Annotated in this window: 14 protein-coding genes; 11 read left to right on the top strand and 3 right to left on the bottom strand. The window is 46.7% G+C overall.

Translation table 11 applies throughout. The features are described from left to right. Window positions 1-5 precede the first annotated feature (5 nt). Both AB4Z30_RS07155 and AB4Z30_RS07150 read left to right on the top strand, forming a co-directional pair. Window positions 6-797 carry a DUF4097 family beta strand repeat-containing protein gene (locus AB4Z30_RS07155; protein ID WP_441924720.1) on the top strand — a complete coding sequence of 264 codons (792 nt, stop codon included), beginning with the start codon at window positions 6-8 and terminating at the stop codon, window positions 795-797. 363 nt (window positions 798-1160) lie between these two features. After that, window positions 1161-3347 carry a HelD family protein gene (locus AB4Z30_RS07150; protein ID WP_441924718.1) on the top strand — a complete coding sequence of 729 codons (2187 nt, stop codon included), beginning with the start codon at window positions 1161-1163 and terminating at the stop codon, window positions 3345-3347. Between the two features lie 101 nt (window positions 3348-3448). Here the strand turns inward: AB4Z30_RS07150 and AB4Z30_RS07145 are convergent, their stop codons facing one another. Then, window positions 3449-4387: a DMT family transporter gene (locus AB4Z30_RS07145; RefSeq protein ID WP_441924716.1), complete on the bottom strand. Its 939-nt coding sequence runs from the start codon at window positions 4385-4387 to the stop codon at window positions 3449-3451. Further along, on the bottom strand, window positions 4384-5127 hold the full coding sequence (locus AB4Z30_RS07140) for an SDR family NAD(P)-dependent oxidoreductase (protein ID WP_441924714.1): 744 nt from the start codon (window positions 5125-5127) through the stop codon (window positions 4384-4386). Before AB4Z30_RS07140 ends, AB4Z30_RS07145 begins: the two co-directional genes overlap by 4 nt. 237 nt (window positions 5128-5364) lie before the next feature. On the opposite strand from AB4Z30_RS07140, the gene AB4Z30_RS07135 reads away from it, so the two are divergent. The 4 genes from AB4Z30_RS07135 to crcB (AB4Z30_RS07120) are packed head-to-tail and all read left to right on the top strand — an operon-like array spanning window position 5365 to window position 8390. Further along, a complete protein-coding gene (locus AB4Z30_RS07135; RefSeq protein WP_441924712.1) occupies window positions 5365-6285 on the top strand; it encodes a LysR family transcriptional regulator in 921 nt (306 codons plus the stop codon). 37 nt (window positions 6286-6322) lie between these two features. Continuing rightward, a complete protein-coding gene (locus tag AB4Z30_RS07130) occupies window positions 6323-7630 on the top strand; it encodes a replication-associated recombination protein A (protein WP_441924710.1) in 1308 nt (435 codons plus the stop codon). 2 nt (window positions 7631-7632) lie between these two features. Further along, on the top strand, window positions 7633-8034 hold the full coding sequence (gene crcB, locus AB4Z30_RS07125; protein ID WP_441924708.1) for a fluoride efflux transporter CrcB: 402 nt from the start codon (window positions 7633-7635) through the stop codon (window positions 8032-8034). Then, entirely contained in the window at window positions 8031-8390 is a 360-nt protein-coding gene (gene crcB, locus AB4Z30_RS07120; protein ID WP_441924706.1) for a fluoride efflux transporter CrcB, read from the top strand. The genes crcB (AB4Z30_RS07125) and crcB (AB4Z30_RS07120) overlap by 4 nt, the downstream gene beginning before the upstream one ends. 137 nt (window positions 8391-8527) lie before the next feature. Here crcB (AB4Z30_RS07120) and mnmA read toward each other — a convergent pair whose 3' ends face one another. Further along, entirely contained in the window at window positions 8528-9652 is a 1125-nt protein-coding gene (gene mnmA / locus AB4Z30_RS07115; RefSeq protein ID WP_441924704.1) for a tRNA 2-thiouridine(34) synthase MnmA, read from the bottom strand. 356 nt (window positions 9653-10008) lie between these two features. On the opposite strand from mnmA, the gene cymR reads away from it, so the two are divergent. The 5 genes from cymR (at window position 10009) to AB4Z30_RS07090 (ending at window position 14167) form a co-directional block, all read left to right on the top strand. After that, window positions 10009-10428 (top strand): cysteine metabolism transcriptional regulator CymR, encoded by a 420-nt coding sequence (gene cymR, locus AB4Z30_RS07110; RefSeq protein ID WP_090915550.1) that lies wholly within the window; start codon window positions 10009-10011, stop codon window positions 10426-10428. 151 nt (window positions 10429-10579) lie between these two features. After that, the gene (locus AB4Z30_RS07105; protein WP_441924701.1) at window positions 10580-11731 is read left to right on the top strand and encodes a cysteine desulfurase family protein; all 1152 of its coding nucleotides are present in this window, start codon (window positions 10580-10582) and stop codon (window positions 11729-11731) included. A 164-nt stretch (window positions 11732-11895) separates the two neighbouring features. Beyond that, window positions 11896-12417, top strand: coding sequence for a PRC-barrel domain-containing protein (locus AB4Z30_RS07100; protein WP_441924699.1), 522 nt, complete (start codon window positions 11896-11898; stop codon window positions 12415-12417). Between the two features lie 10 nt (window positions 12418-12427). Further along, complete coding sequence (locus tag AB4Z30_RS07095) at window positions 12428-12637, top strand: hypothetical protein (protein ID WP_441924697.1); 210 nt, start codon at window positions 12428-12430, stop codon at window positions 12635-12637. 462 nt (window positions 12638-13099) lie between these two features. Next, the gene (locus tag AB4Z30_RS07090) at window positions 13100-14167 is read left to right on the top strand and encodes an AI-2E family transporter (protein ID WP_441924695.1); all 1068 of its coding nucleotides are present in this window, start codon (window positions 13100-13102) and stop codon (window positions 14165-14167) included. Window positions 14168-14468 lie beyond the last annotated feature (301 nt).

Below are 14468 nucleotides of genomic sequence, written 5' to 3'. Positions count from 1 at the left end.
GAAAAGTGTTGAAAAAGAGAGAACTTAGCCTCTGTAAAACGATAGATGTGAATCAACCCATAGATGACATTGAATTGGATTGGTTGTCAGGTGATATTCATGTACTTTTGGGGGACGATGAATTGATTCACGTTATGCAGTATGCCGATAAGTTTTATTCCGAGCGAAAATTAATGCAGCCAAGTATCAACAGCAATAAGTTAAGTATTGTGGATGGACGAAAAAAAGCAGGTTTTATTGGATTTAATGTTGGCCGGACCGCTTTAGAGCTGCACGTTCCTCGTCGTGTTTTAAATTCCATTCTAGTGAAAACAACAGGAGGTCAACTTGCGATGAATGGAATTCAAGCTAGTCGCTGTCAATGTAAAGTCACTTCGGGCAGCTTAACGATATCTGGGAACATGGAAAAGCTTGAGGTATATGCAACCGGCTCAGATTTCTACGCAAGTAATGTGAAAGCAGATAGATTCACTCTCCACTCCAGTTCATCCAAGATCGAAATTACAGGGGAATTTCAACATGTGGAATCCAAGACTACAGGAAGGCAGCTTCATATGGATTGTCTTCAAACTCCAAATAGTTTCCATTCTATATCCACTGGAATGAAGGCCGTAGTATGTATCCCAGATCAGGAAGGCTTTGAAGTGCTGCTGAACGAAAGATCAGGCTCATTAAAAAGTGATTTTGAACTGACTCCCCTAGAGGGTGAACCTAAACGATTCTCATACAGAAATGGAAAAAGGCAATTTCAAATCGATATTCGTGGGGGATCCTTTCATTTAAAAAAAGGTAACTGAGTAATCTTATGAAAATGAAGGAGATATGCAAATGGCAGGCTGGATTGTGGGCATAACCTTTTCCTCTATAATATTAATCATAGGAGTCTATGGTTTATTTAATAGCAAACGCAGGCATGTCAGGAATAAATGGGCTTGGTGGTTTATTTTGTTCGGTTGCTGTGCACTTGTCAGTGCAGTGATTAATTACCAATTCAAATAGCTTTAGTACTGCAACAAAGGGCTGTTGTCATCTTTCATGGTATAACTCGCAAAATCGATATGGCTTTCAGTTGACCTATGTGATATAGTGGATATCCTTTTGTATTGCGCGATGTACAGCGATGCAGAACAATTAACTATTTCTTAGGAGGTAACTGAAACATGTCAGACAGCTTTCAAAGTGCCTATCAAGAAGAAGAGTACAGGTTAGTGCGAACCATGGAAGAAGTGGATCGTCAGCTCGAAAGGCTGCGGAATTTTCCGGTCTATACCGGCCACGACTTCACGGAACAAGTGCTGGAAGCCGGACGTGAAGAACGCCGGAATGCCTTGTCCAAGAGCGCGCTGCAACCCTATTTCGGACGCTTGGATTTCGAAGAGCAGGGCAGTGGTGCACGCAAACCGCTGTATATTGGCAAAATCGGCGTAGACCGCGAAGAGATTGGTGAGCATCCACTTGTCATCGATTGGCGCGCTCCTGTCGCGAGCCTGTTTTACTCTTTTACCGGAGGAGAAGCCTCCGCAACGTATGAAGCCCCTGAAGGGCTGATTGAAGGTCTGGTGTATCTGAAACGAAATGTGGTGATCCGTCAGCGCATACTGGAACGGGTGGCAGATACGTATAATCGGGACAGCGACCAACCTGCCGTATCCGATGAGTTCCTTGTGTACCGTCTTGGTGAAAACAAGGACAATAAACTACGGGACATCGTATCCACGATCCAGGCCGAGCAGGATCAGATCATTAGGGCGGCGAGAAATACCGCATTGATTATTCAGGGGGTCGCCGGATCAGGGAAAACAACGGTTGCCCTGCATCGCCTTGCTTTTCTGTTGTACCAGTACAAGGAGCAGGTGTCGGCGGAGAAAATGGTTATTTTTGCACCCAACCATATGTTTCTGGATTACATCTCGGATGTGTTGCCAGAGCTTGGTGTAGGGGATATTCAGCAGCAGACGTTCCCGGACTGGGCGATGAACCTGCTGGGGCTTGAACTGCCGCTTGCAGATGCGTCAGAAACGCTGCATACATGGTTTGAAACCCCTGCTACACGGCCTGAATTGAACGATGATGTTCCCGGACGTTACAAAGGGTCGATTCGTTTTATGGAGCTAATTCGGGAGTGGTTATCGGGGATGGAAGAAGCGTCTGTGCCTGATCTTGATTTCAGTCCGTGGGATGGAGCCTTACTTGGTAAACAGCAGATTGAAAACTGGTTTGGTACGGAGTACAAACATTATCCGCTGGCGAAACGCAAAGAACGGGTGATGGCACGGATTCACCGCTGGATTGAGATGGAATTGAAAAAGCCGATGCCAGAAACGGTGCGTAAAGAACGTAAGAAAAAGGCAGCAACGCGAGAGAAATCCTATGCCAAAAAGTGGCCTGAGTACAATCCGATGAGTTTGTACAAACAGCTGTTCAAGGCGGCGAAAGGCGGGGCTGTACCTGCCGAGCTAAGCAGCTTAATACCCAAAGCGATCATGAAACAAACTGGTGCAGACCTGAAGAAAGATGTCATTCGGGAAGAAGATTTGCCGGCACTGGTTTATATCCATACGCTGGTGCATGACATTGAAGGGTCGGAGCGTTTTGACCACATTGTCATTGACGAAGCCCAAGACTTCTCGCCATTTCATGTTGCGCTGCTGGATCAGTTTGTGAAAGGGCATTCCTTCACTATTTTGGGAGACTTGTCCCAAGGTATTCATGAGTACCGTGGTGTTCATGCTTGGGAAGAGATGAGTTCACTATTTCCAGAGGAACAGAATGCCTACTTTGCCTTAACTCGAAGCTATCGTTCCACGATGGAAATCATTGACTATGCCAATACGATCCTGGAGCAGGGTGTGAAGAGTGGTATCACGGCGATTCCCGTGTTCCGGAGCGGTGATCCGGTGCGTACCTTAGCTTATGGAAGTGAGGGACGAACGGGGAGCCTGGAACGGGCACTGAAGATGCTTACCTCAAAAGATTATCGAACAGTGTCCATCCTGACACGAACATTGCATGAAGCCGAAGAACTTCATCGCGAGCTTCAGGCGACGGGCTGGGATTTGAACCTGATTGATGGCGGCAAAAAGCAGTACAGCGGCGGACATTCTATTTTGCCAGTGTATCTGTCCAAAGGGCTTGAATTCGATGCAGCAATTGTAGCTGATGTTGATCAGGAGCACTATTTGCCTGGCGCGGGTGATGCGAAACTGCTCTATGTCGGCTGTACACGGGCTTTGCACGAATTGTGGTTATTCCACAATGGCAGCATGCCAGCCTATGCTGCGGCAACGCACAATCCTGAGGGAGAGCAGGTTACAATTCAGGACTGGCCGGATGAGACTGTTTCATAGTCGAATAGATCATGTAGTACGAAGTTATATAGATACAAAGGCATGACGCAGGTTAATCCTGACGCATGCCTTTTTTGCATAGGAAGATGAACGCAGCATTTTTATCCAGAGGTTACAGAGTGAGATGCGTCTTGTTTCTTCTTAGCTGAACGGCGGTTCACCAGATAGATACCTAACCCGATCAGTACACCTCCAGCCCCGACAAACCATTGAACCTGTTCGCCTATCAAAAACCAGCTTGAAAGCACGCCGAAGAACGGTGCGAGAAACAAATAACTGCTGGTCTGAGCAGGATCGCTGTTCTGTAAAAGATAGAACCAGAGGGAAAACTGCAAGATGGAACAAATCAGTGTTAGATATAACAACGATAGGATGGAGACTGTAGTTACTATAAAATGAGGTTGCTCCGTCCATGCACTTAGCAGAAGCAAGGCTGAACCTCCGGCAAGCATCTGATAAGCTGTAAGCACAAAAGTATCATAATCGATACCCCAACGCTTAATCAGCAAGGTGGATACGGCAAACGAAATCGCTCCGCCAAAACCGATCCATGTCCCGGGGCTGAAGCTCATATGCCACCCAAAGGTAACCAAAATGCCGACAAACCCAACAATTACGCCAATCCATTGGCTTGACCGATAGCTCAGATTATACAGCAGCGCACTGAGAACAATGACGATCAGTGGATTCGTGAATGTAATAATGGCCGACTCACCGGATGAAATCCAGTTCATGCTGTAATAGGCGCAGCCCATCACCCCCGCAGATTGGAACAAGCCGATCAGAATGATTTTTCCCCATGCTCGCCATTTCCTTGGTATAGGTCGCTTCCGTAGGGCTAAGGCCATCAAACCGCCTGCCAAAATATAGCGTAAGCCCATCAATAGAAAGGGCGGGGCGTACATCATACCTATTTTGCCCACAGGAAAAGAAGTCCCCATAATAAGTGTTGTTGCAATAATCAATACGATGTATTTGGTTGGATTTAAGAAAGCAGGTACATGTGCTGCCTTAACAGAATTTCCACTCGCAGCGCTCATAAGGTCTGTCCGCCATCCACTGTAATAAGCTGCCCTGTCATGGACTGCGATTCAAGAGCAGCACAGATCATCTGGGCAATGTCCTCTGGCTGCGTGATTCGCTGTAGCAGTAATTGCCCGCCGAGTTGGTGCATACGCTCCTCATTACCAGTCCACCAACGTGTGGCAACAGCTCCGGGAACGATGGCATTCACACGAATGTAAGGGGAGAGTGCATGTGCTAGAGATAAAGTCAGACCATGGACTGCTGCTTTGGATACAGCATAGGGAAGAGAAGAACCCGAACCGGTACTGCCCGCTATGCTGCCCAGATTGACGATTGCACCGCTACCAGCATGCTTTATACTTTCCGTTACCGCACGAGCGCAATAAAATATGCCTTTCACATTCACATCCATCAGTTCGTTCCAGATATCATCTGTGATGGCCTCCAGGTCGCTAAGGGGAATATGATGGGTAAAGCCTGCGTTATTCACAAGGTCAGTGATGGGGCCATAGATATCGGTTACTTTTTTGACCATTCGGCGTACCTCTGTGTCATTTGCAACATTTGCTTGAATGGAGATTGCCCGCCCGCCTTGATTGAGGATATGTTGAACCGTTTCTTCTGCAGCCTGCTGTGAGCGAGAGTAATTCAGAACGACCGATGCGCCGCGTTCAGCCAGCAATTTACTTACAGCTCTACCTATGCCTGTTCCTCCGCCTGTAATTAAAATGACTCTATTTGTCCAGTATGACATTTTAAACACTCCTTCTTTACTATCAACCATTGAACAAGTGTCTCCATCGTGAATCCATCATGTGATTTGACATGCAGATCACACACGAGCTAACGATCTAGACGAATAAGCTTAAACGAATAAAGTGAACGATTGAATTCAATGGGTATGTCATGATTGTAGTACGCTCTTGCCATGGAGTATAATGATTACAAATGAACTGGATATCATTTTGAATGATGTCAGGGTGGAGGCAAGATGGAGAGCGGGAATCTTCGAATATTTCAGTGTGTAGCCCAAGAAGGGAATTTGACTAGAGCTGCGGTCAAGTTGGGATACGTTCAATCTAACGTTACGGCGCGTATTCGGCATTTGGAGGCTGAGGTAGGAACACCATTGTTCATCCGTCACAATCGGGGAATGACACTGTCTCCAGCGGGGGAGATGCTGCTAACGTATGCGGATAAGATCGTTGGTTTGTTAAATGATGCTTCAAGAGCACTTCAGGCTACCAATACACCAGCGGGTCCTTTGCAAATTGGTTCCATACAGACGGCGGCTGCGGTAAGGCTACCGCGTCTTCTAGCGAAATATTACGCTCAGTACCCAGACGTCTCTCTTGCGCTGGCTACAGGACACTCACAGATGCTTATTGATCAGGTCATTGCGTATGAATTGGAAGGGGCATTTATTGGCTGTTCCTGTGACCATCCTGATATTAAATCGATCGATGTATTTGATGAAGAGCTGTTTGTTGTTTCGTCTCCGGCATTGTCCGAGGATGAACTAACCCGTAAGCCGATATTAGTTTACAGTCTGGGGTGCTCCTACCGTAAAATTTTGGAGGACTGGATGCTTCTGAGCGGTGTTCACAGGCCCGTTATTATGGAATTTGGGACGCTGGAGGCCATTATCAGTGGCGTAGCCTCTGGAATGGGCATCTCTTTACTGCCTGAGATCGTTATTAGCCAGCAAATTCAAAACGGTCTGTTACGTAAACATTCGCTTCCTGCTGGAATGAACCGTATGATGACACGATTTATTACACGTAAGGATGCTTTTGTCAGCAGTGCGCTTGGGGCTTTTATGGCGATGCTTCCACAGGAATGTGATATGATAGCGAGTGGAGAAAGCATAAGTTATCCAAAAGATACACTACTGCATGGCAATTTAGATTAGCATTAGATCGGCAATCCGTTAAGGAAGTGATAAGTACATGGATTTATTCTCGTTTCAGCAGGACACACAACCACAAGCCAGATTGCTGGCAGACCGCATGCGGCCTGAGCATCTGGATGAATATATAGGGCAGGAACAGATCATCGGACCGGGAAAACTACTGCGCAGAGCTATTGAGGCGGATCAGATCTCCTCTATCTTACTGTACGGCCCGCCAGGATGTGGCAAGACAACACTCGCCCATATTATTTCTCAACATACCCAAGGACAATTCGTACGGCTGAACGCCGTGGATGCCTCTGTTAAGGATGTACGCGAAGTCATCGAGCAGGCACAGACAAACAAACAGCTCTACGGAACCAAAACGATTCTGTTCCTCGACGAGGTACATCGTTTTAACAGTTCACGCCAAGATGCGCTGCTGCCAGCGGTAGAGAAGGGCACGATCATTTTCATCGGGGCAACAACGGAGAACCCTTTTCATTATGTAAATGGAGCCTTGATGAGCCGTTCCACTCTGTTCCAGCTGGAATCCTTAAACAAGGATCACTCCCTGATTGCGATGCGTAGAGCGTTAAGCGATGCAGATAAAGGGCTTGGTTTTATGGAACTGCAAGCCGATGATGAAGCGCTGGCCCACATTGCCACGATGGCGAATGGTGATATTCGTCGTGCCCTGAATGCGTTGGAGCTTGCCGCACTTACTACACCGCCCGAGCAGGATGGAACGGTTCATATCACGCTGGCTGTCGCAGAAGAGTCCATTCGCCGTCCTATTGTCAAAGCGGATGAGTCCACGCAGTATGATGTGTTGTCCGCTTTTCATAAAAGCATTCGTGGTTCGAGCGATGCAGCGTTATTCTGGTTTCTATATGCCGTGGAGAAGCTGGGTATGGACCCAATGACGTTTATTCGTCGTCTGATTGCTGCGAGCAGTGAGGACATTGGGCTTGCGAACCCCCAGGCGATGACTCAGGCGATTGGAGCGCTGGACGCTTACCGTAATAATGGCTGGCCGGAGGCGAAGCTGAATATTGCACAAGCCATTCTGTTTGCGGTCGAAAGTCCGAAATCCAATGCGGTGTATACCGCCATCTCCAAAGCGATGAGTGCCATTGATGAGGTGAAGTCGGCTGAGGTTCCACTTCATCTGAGAGATACGCATTACTCAGGTGCCGCGAAGCTGGGACATGAAGGATACCAGTATCCGCATAACTACCCGGGACATTATGTGAAGCAGGAGTATCTGCCCAAACAGCTCTCTCGAAGAGTTTTTTATGAAGCGACAGAGCAAGGGAACGAGTCAAAGATCAGGCTAAACCAACAGCGTCGCAGGGAGCTGTAGAAATGAGAGAATTAGCATATATCGGAGCCGGTGGCTTCCTGGGCACATTGACCAGGTACACCGTTCAACTGATGATACCTGCGGCGAATACAGGTTTTCCATGGGCAGTGCTGTTGATCAATGCGATCGGCAGCCTGTTTTTGGGTTGGTTTTTTACCATCGCCATTCCGAAAAAAATAACACCGCAGCTCCGCCTCGCCATCGGGACCGGATTTACGGGGGCTTTCACGACCTTTTCAACGTTCACACTGGATATCGTTCGTTTATCGGAGGGTGGAGAATGGATGAAAGCAGCGGCTTATCTCCTACTAAGTGTAGTGGCAGGCTTGCTACTCTGCGCGCTGGGCATCAAGCTGGGAAACGGAATGCTCGCTGTCTCTCAAAAAGGGAGTGATGCCAGGTGATCATCTGGATTGGACTAGCAGGTGTGTTAGGCGCACTACTCCGTTACAGTCTGGGAAAGGTTGTCTCCCGCAAACTTGGTACTTCTTTTCCTTGGGGAACCTGGATCATTAACGTCAGCGGCTCTCTTCTCCTGGGGATGTTGTATGGCGGGCATCAAGCAGGAAGTTTGCCAGACGCAATGTGGGTGGTGTGGGGAACCGGCTTCTGCGGAGCATATACGACCTTCTCGACCTTTGGTTACGAAACATTAACGTTGATGGGACAACAGCGATATGCCAGAGCGATTCTTTACGTGGTAAGTTCTGTCGTGGTAGGTGTGTTAGGGTGTATGGCAGGTGTCTGGTTAACTGCATAACTAAATTATTTTAATTTTATTGCAAAAAAAAGCAGGAAAAAAGCCATCCTTCATGGTATTACATGAAAGACGGCTTTTTTTGTAGGAATACAGGGGATTGGCTTTACCACTCTCAATCAAGTGAGAGGGAATGCCTGTTATTGCATCGCCGGTACAGGTACTTTCTGCACCTGATCAATCGTACCACCGCCGAGGCAAACTTCTCCGTCGTAGAAAACAACAGCTTGTCCTGGCGTGATCGCTTTTTGTTGTTGATCAAACTGTACATCCACGCTGCCGTCTTCCTTCCAGGTTAGTGTAACGCCTTGATCCGGTTGACGATAACGGAATTTGGCTGTGCAACGGAAAGGCACATTTGGTGTATGTTCCGCACCTGCAATCCAGTTAACACCTGTTGCTGTCAGACCTGTGGAGTACAAGCTGGCATGAGCGTCGCCCTGCACCACGAGCAATTGGTTTTTCTCCAGGTTTTTATCAGCGACAAACCAAGGTTCACCGTTGCCGGAACCGCCAATGCCAAGTCCTTGACGTTGACCAAGAGTGTAGTACATCAGACCGTCGTGACGACCTTTCACTTCACCTGTCACGATATCAACCATGTCTCCGCCTTTGGCTGGAAGATAGTTGCTCAGGAACTCCTTGAAGTTGCGTTCACCGATAAAGCATACACCTGTGCTATCTTTTTTCTTGGCTGTGTAGAGACCGGCAGCTTCAGCAATTTTGCGTACTTCCGGTTTAGGCAGGTGACCAATCGGGAACATGGCTTTGGATAGTTGTTTTTGATTAAGAGCGTTCAGGAAGTAAGTCTGATCTTTGTTATTGTCTACACCACGGAGCAGCTTGAAAATGCCATCCTCTTCAATGAGACGAGCATAGTGACCTGTCGCTACATAATCTGCACCGAGATCCAGCGCTTTGTTCAGAAACTCACCGAATTTGATCTCACGATTACACATGACATCGGGATTCGGCGTACGACCCGACTTATATTCATCAAGGAAATAGGTAAATACTTTATCAAAGTATTCTTTCTCGAAGTTGACAGTGTAATATGGAATGCCGATCTGTTCGCACACCCGGCGCACGTCCTCTGAATCTTCTTCAGCGGTGCAGTGGCCGAACTCGTCTGTATCATCCCAGTTTTTCATGAAAATGCCGATGACATCGTAACCTTGCTCTTTCAGAAGCAATGCGGTAACGGATGAATCCACACCTCCGGACATGCCAACGACGACCCGTGTGTTTTCATTTGCTTTGGACATCGTTATCACCATTTCTATATATAAATGTGTTTCGTTACTATTCTAGCATAACCCGAGCGAACTTACGATACACCCGGCCAACTTTGGATAGTGTCCACTCCACACGTACATTTTGCAATATCGTCAATCTTTCTTTTCCATAACACATGCAGATATGTTAACATTACTTGAGGGTTATGATCGGAATACGCAGGATTAGAAGCTTGAGACTTGGTTTCCCTGAGGTCCGCCTGGCGGAATCACGGAATGAACGATCATGAACCACGTAGAGAATCAACATAAAGAACAGTGCTTGAGAACAATAAACAACTAACGTTCCAGTTTGTTTTTTTCGAAAATTGAAAGAGGTGACTCCTTTGAAGATATCAACAAAAGGCCGTTACGGCCTCACTATCATGATGGAGCTGGCTGCCAGAACTGGCGAAGGCCCGACATCATTAAAAAGTATTGCCGAGCGCAATCAGCTCTCGGAACATTATTTGGAGCAATTGATTGCGCCACTGCGTAATGCCGGACTGGTTAAGAGTATCCGCGGTGCATATGGCGGTTACATTCTGGCGGGTGATCCTGCAACTGTAACAGCGGGGGATGTTATTCGTGTACTGGAGGGGCCCATCTCACCAGTGGATTTTACCGAGGAAGACGATCCTGCGAAGCGTGACCTGTGGCTGCGTATCCGTGACGGCATTGCAGAAGTGCTGGATTCAACAACGTTGAAAGATTTAATTACTTTCGAGGATCAGGAAAAGAAAGATTCCTACATGTTTTACATCTAGGAAGAAATTAAGGAATGAAGTTGATCATCCAGAAGACACACTAAAGCCTCCAATATGGGGGCTTTAGCCATGCCAACAGAGAATAATGTCTTGCCCTTTAGCAGTATTCTGAACATAAAACTGAAATCCAACAACCAACGGGGTGACAACAATGAATCGTATATATTTGGATCATGCCGCTTCGACACCTATGCATCCACGCGTCGCTGAAGCGATGATGAACGTTATGACTGGACAATATGGTAATCCATCCAGTATTCATGCCTTTGGCCGTGAAGCCAAACGAACGGTCAGCGGAGCAAGGGATGTTATCGCGACATATTTGGGATGTAACCCGGACGAGCTTGTTTTTACGGGTGGTGGCACAGAAAGTGACAATTTGGCGATTTTTGGTGCAGTTGCTGCACGAGCGGAGAAGGGCAAACATGTGATTACTACGGCAATCGAGCATCATGCCGTATTGCATTCATGCCAGGAACTTGAGCGGCGGGGATACGAAGTGACTTATTTGCCTGTGGACGAGTCTGGACGCATCAAGCTAGAGGAACTTCGTGAGGCAATTCGGCCGGATACTGTGCTGATTACGATGATGTATGCCAACAACGAAGTAGGCACCATTCAGCCGATTCATGAGGTCGGAGAACTGGCACGTCAGCATGATATTTTATTTCACACGGATGCGGTTCAGGCGCTAGGTAGTCAGCCGATCTCCTGTAGAGACTTGCCTGTAGATCTCATTAGCTTCTCGGCACACAAAATTAACGGTCCGCAAGGTGTCGGTGCCCTGTATGTAAGGCGTGGCATTACAGTGGAAGCAAGATCACATGGTGGATTACAGGAAAGACAACGGCGTGCAGGCACAGAGAACATCGCCGGCATTGCCGGGTTTGCAGAAGCGGTAAAACGGATCTCTGAAGAGGGAAACGAGCATCTGCAACATGCCTTGGAACTGCGGAAACTGCTACTGGAACAGCTTGCTATTCATGTGGGTGCCGAACATTTTCATGTCAACGGTCATGAAGAGTACACCCTTCCCAATATCCTCAATATTAGCTTTCCAGAGGTATCTACCGAAACGATGCTGATGAATCTGGATATGGAGGGCATCGCTGTAGCAAGTGGCTCAGCTTGCACTTCTGGTTCCCTGGAAGTATCGCATGTACTGAAAGCAATGAATTTGCCAGAGGCATTTTTACAGTCTGCGATTCGATTTAGCTGGGGTTTGGGTAATACTACAAAAGAAATCATCACAACCGCCGAAAAAATTGGAACCATTCTTGAACGGCTGCGTAATAGACCTTAAGGGGCTCTTTACACATGGAACAGAAGGAGGGAAGAAGTTCCATTTTCATCGGTTGAATAGCAGCGGTTTGATGATCGGCGTCTGATTGCCACTCATCAAATTTGGGCATACCTAGCAATAGCGCCGCGCCTATACAATGTGAAGAAGATGAGGGGGACCCAGCGATGAAGCTTCAGGAAATGATCGGACTTGCCGTTTTTGATGTTGAGGACGGGAAGCAGGTCGGTAAAATCCAGGATTTCATTGTGAATGATGATTGGGAGATTGAAGGCATTGAACTTGAGAATAAGGGCCTGTTTACCAATCATGTCAAGATGGTGCAATGGGAAGATATCGTTGCCTATGGCGAAGATGCCGTCATGATCCGTAATCAACAGGCTGTCCGCAAGACGGGGGCCGACGACATAAAATACACGTACCTCCTTGGTCGTTCTAAATTGAAGGAGATGTCCGTGCTCACCGAAGAAGGTTTGCTGCTCGGACGTGTCTCTGATGTTTATTTTGACCAAGAGATGGGAAATACAATAATAGGGATTGAAATTACGGACGGTTTTGTGTCCGATCTGATCGAGGGCCGTAAATGGCTGCCATGTACAAGTGATATGTCTATCGGAGAAAGTGCCATTATGGTACCGTCACTGAGTGAACAGCGCTTGGAAAATGCCATTCATTCTGTTAATGGATAGGTGAACGAATATGAAATGTCCAAATTGTAGTTCGAAAGATATCGGAAAAATTGGTTCCCATCAGTTTTATTGCTGGGGATGCTTTATTGAGTTAACGGTAAACGGTGAGAAAATGTCTGTGTATCAGGTGGAAGAGGACGGCACGCTAAGCTCTTTAGATGATTTGTTCTTCGGAGAAGAGCTGCCGCAAGACTTCGATCACATTCACGCTTCCTCTTAAAACGTAGCTCAACTTCCTCTATATGCGGTTTATTGACAATTTATGTCATTAAATGCTGTCACAATCTGGCGGCTGGATATAGATGTAGTTACATAGTGGTCAGGAAGGACATGTATAATTATATGATGTACTGATCCATAAAATGCGCTTCCCTCTTTTGAAGAGGGGAGCGTATTTTATTTTTCGCTAGATCACGAAGAGAACGTTTCTTTGTAACTGGGGTGTGTCTTGAAATCGAATGTCAATTTCCCTTGACGAGCTCAGGCATGCGTGCGGTAAGCTTTTCTTGGTATGGAACGAAATTCAGCAAAATGGGCTTCCTTCAGCGTTTTAAGACAAAACCCTATCTTCTTACTGCCACCTCTTTACTGAGTTAATAAAAATCCCCTCTCCTACATATACTTACTTTCAGAGCCAGTCCATATACTGAACTTTAGAGGTAGTCCAAAGGGGAGAATCGAAGTGGAGCAACTAACCAAAAATAAAATGTTTCGTTACGCGATCTGGCTCTTACTCGGATTAGTTATTTTATATTTTGTCTGGCTGTTACGGCCGTTATTATTACATATTTATGGATTCTTGAAAACGGTACTGGCTCCGTTTATCGTTGCACTCATCATATCTTATGTGCTTAATCCGATTGTGAGCATGCTTGGCGGCCGGAAAGTTCCGCGCTCCATTGCTGTACTATTAATCTATGCTTTTTTTCTGACCTGCATCGGAGTTATCTTAATGAATGTCATCCCTGTTCTGATTGAACAGCTTGAAGAGTTAAATGAACACATGCCGGAATTGTCCATGCGTGCGCAAAACCTGATGAACAATATGGATCATAAATTGATGCCACCAAGCATACGCACAGGTATGAATAGCTGGTTTTTTCAGATGGAGGATCGTCTGACACAAGGGATCACTGTATTGATGGACAATATCGGAGCGACGATTAATGTGCTGTTTAATGTATTCATTGTGCCATTTCTGATATTTTATATGTTAAAGGACTTCGATGTGTTTGAACGGACAATTGTGGCTTATCTGCCCCGTTCTCGTCGTAAAGCGATTGTTTCCGTGATGAAAGAGATCGATACCGCACTTGGCAATTATATTCGGGGTCAATTTATCGTCTGTGTGATCGTAGGAATCTTTGCATATATCGGATATATCGTCATTGACATGCCGTATGCCCTGCTTTTGGCAAGCATTGTGGCTGTTTTCAACATCGTACCCTATCTGGGTCCTTTTCTGGGGGCAGCGCCTGCGGTTGTGATGGCATCAACGGTTTCTTTCAAAATGGTACTGTTGGTCATCGCTGTAAACACGCTCTGCCAGGTGCTGGAGAGCAATGTAGTTTCTCCACAGGTGGTGGGACGAACGCTGCATTTGCATCCTCTTTCAATTATATTTGCGCTGTTGGTAGGTGGAGAGCTGGCGGGCATTGTTGGTCTTATTTTAGCTGTACCTGTCTTTGCCGTGTTAAAGGTCATCGTGCAGCACTTTTTCGCCTACTATATCAAGCGTAGAACGGAGTGAGTCCATCAACCTTGCAAGGGGGCATCTTTTAGCGGATTACCCTGGAAGGCGCGTTGACACTCGTTAACTCTATCGATATAATGAGGGTGTATATTTACATGATCAAATCGATGATGAAATGAAGTATGCCGAGGGTTCCTTTCCTCAGAGAATAGACTTCTTCGAATTCAGACACACTCTGAGTTCGCTGGCTGGGAGAGTCTTGAAAGTTGAAGCGGCAGAAAGCTGATTTCGGAGTGCAGGACAACCCTGCCGGGAGCGACCGTTACTCGCATGAACGAGGCGATTGTTCGTTTATCCT

The sequence above is a fragment of the Paenibacillus sp. 2TAF8 genome (assembly GCF_052114825.1).
Lineage (GTDB): Bacteria > Bacillota > Bacilli > Paenibacillales > Paenibacillaceae > Paenibacillus.
The sequence above is the reverse complement of the archived record's forward strand: the minus strand, read 5'-3'. Positions and strand labels throughout refer to the sequence as shown.

Bases quoted from the DNA above. Each gene is read 5' to 3' on its own strand.
- crcB (WP_441924708.1), top strand. From the start codon at position 7,633: ATGAGAGAATTAGCATATATCGGAGCCGGTGGCTTCCTGGGCACATTG.
- mnmA (WP_441924704.1), bottom strand. From the start codon at position 9,652: ATGTCCAAAGCAAATGAAAACACACGGGTCGTCGTTGGCATGTCCGGA.
- AB4Z30_RS07130 (WP_441924710.1), top strand. From the start codon at position 6,323: ATGGATTTATTCTCGTTTCAGCAGGACACACAACCACAAGCCAGATTG.
- AB4Z30_RS07100 (WP_441924699.1), top strand. From the start codon at position 11,896: ATGAAGCTTCAGGAAATGATCGGACTTGCCGTTTTTGATGTTGAGGAC.
- AB4Z30_RS07145 (WP_441924716.1), bottom strand. From the start codon at position 4,387: ATGAGCGCTGCGAGTGGAAATTCTGTTAAGGCAGCACATGTACCTGCT.
- AB4Z30_RS07105 (WP_441924701.1), top strand. From the start codon at position 10,580: ATGAATCGTATATATTTGGATCATGCCGCTTCGACACCTATGCATCCA.
- AB4Z30_RS07095 (WP_441924697.1), top strand. From the start codon at position 12,428: ATGAAATGTCCAAATTGTAGTTCGAAAGATATCGGAAAAATTGGTTCC.
- AB4Z30_RS07150 (WP_441924718.1), top strand. From the start codon at position 1,161: ATGTCAGACAGCTTTCAAAGTGCCTATCAAGAAGAAGAGTACAGGTTA.
- AB4Z30_RS07140 (WP_441924714.1), bottom strand. From the start codon at position 5,127: ATGTCATACTGGACAAATAGAGTCATTTTAATTACAGGCGGAGGAACA.
- AB4Z30_RS07135 (WP_441924712.1), top strand. From the start codon at position 5,365: ATGGAGAGCGGGAATCTTCGAATATTTCAGTGTGTAGCCCAAGAAGGG.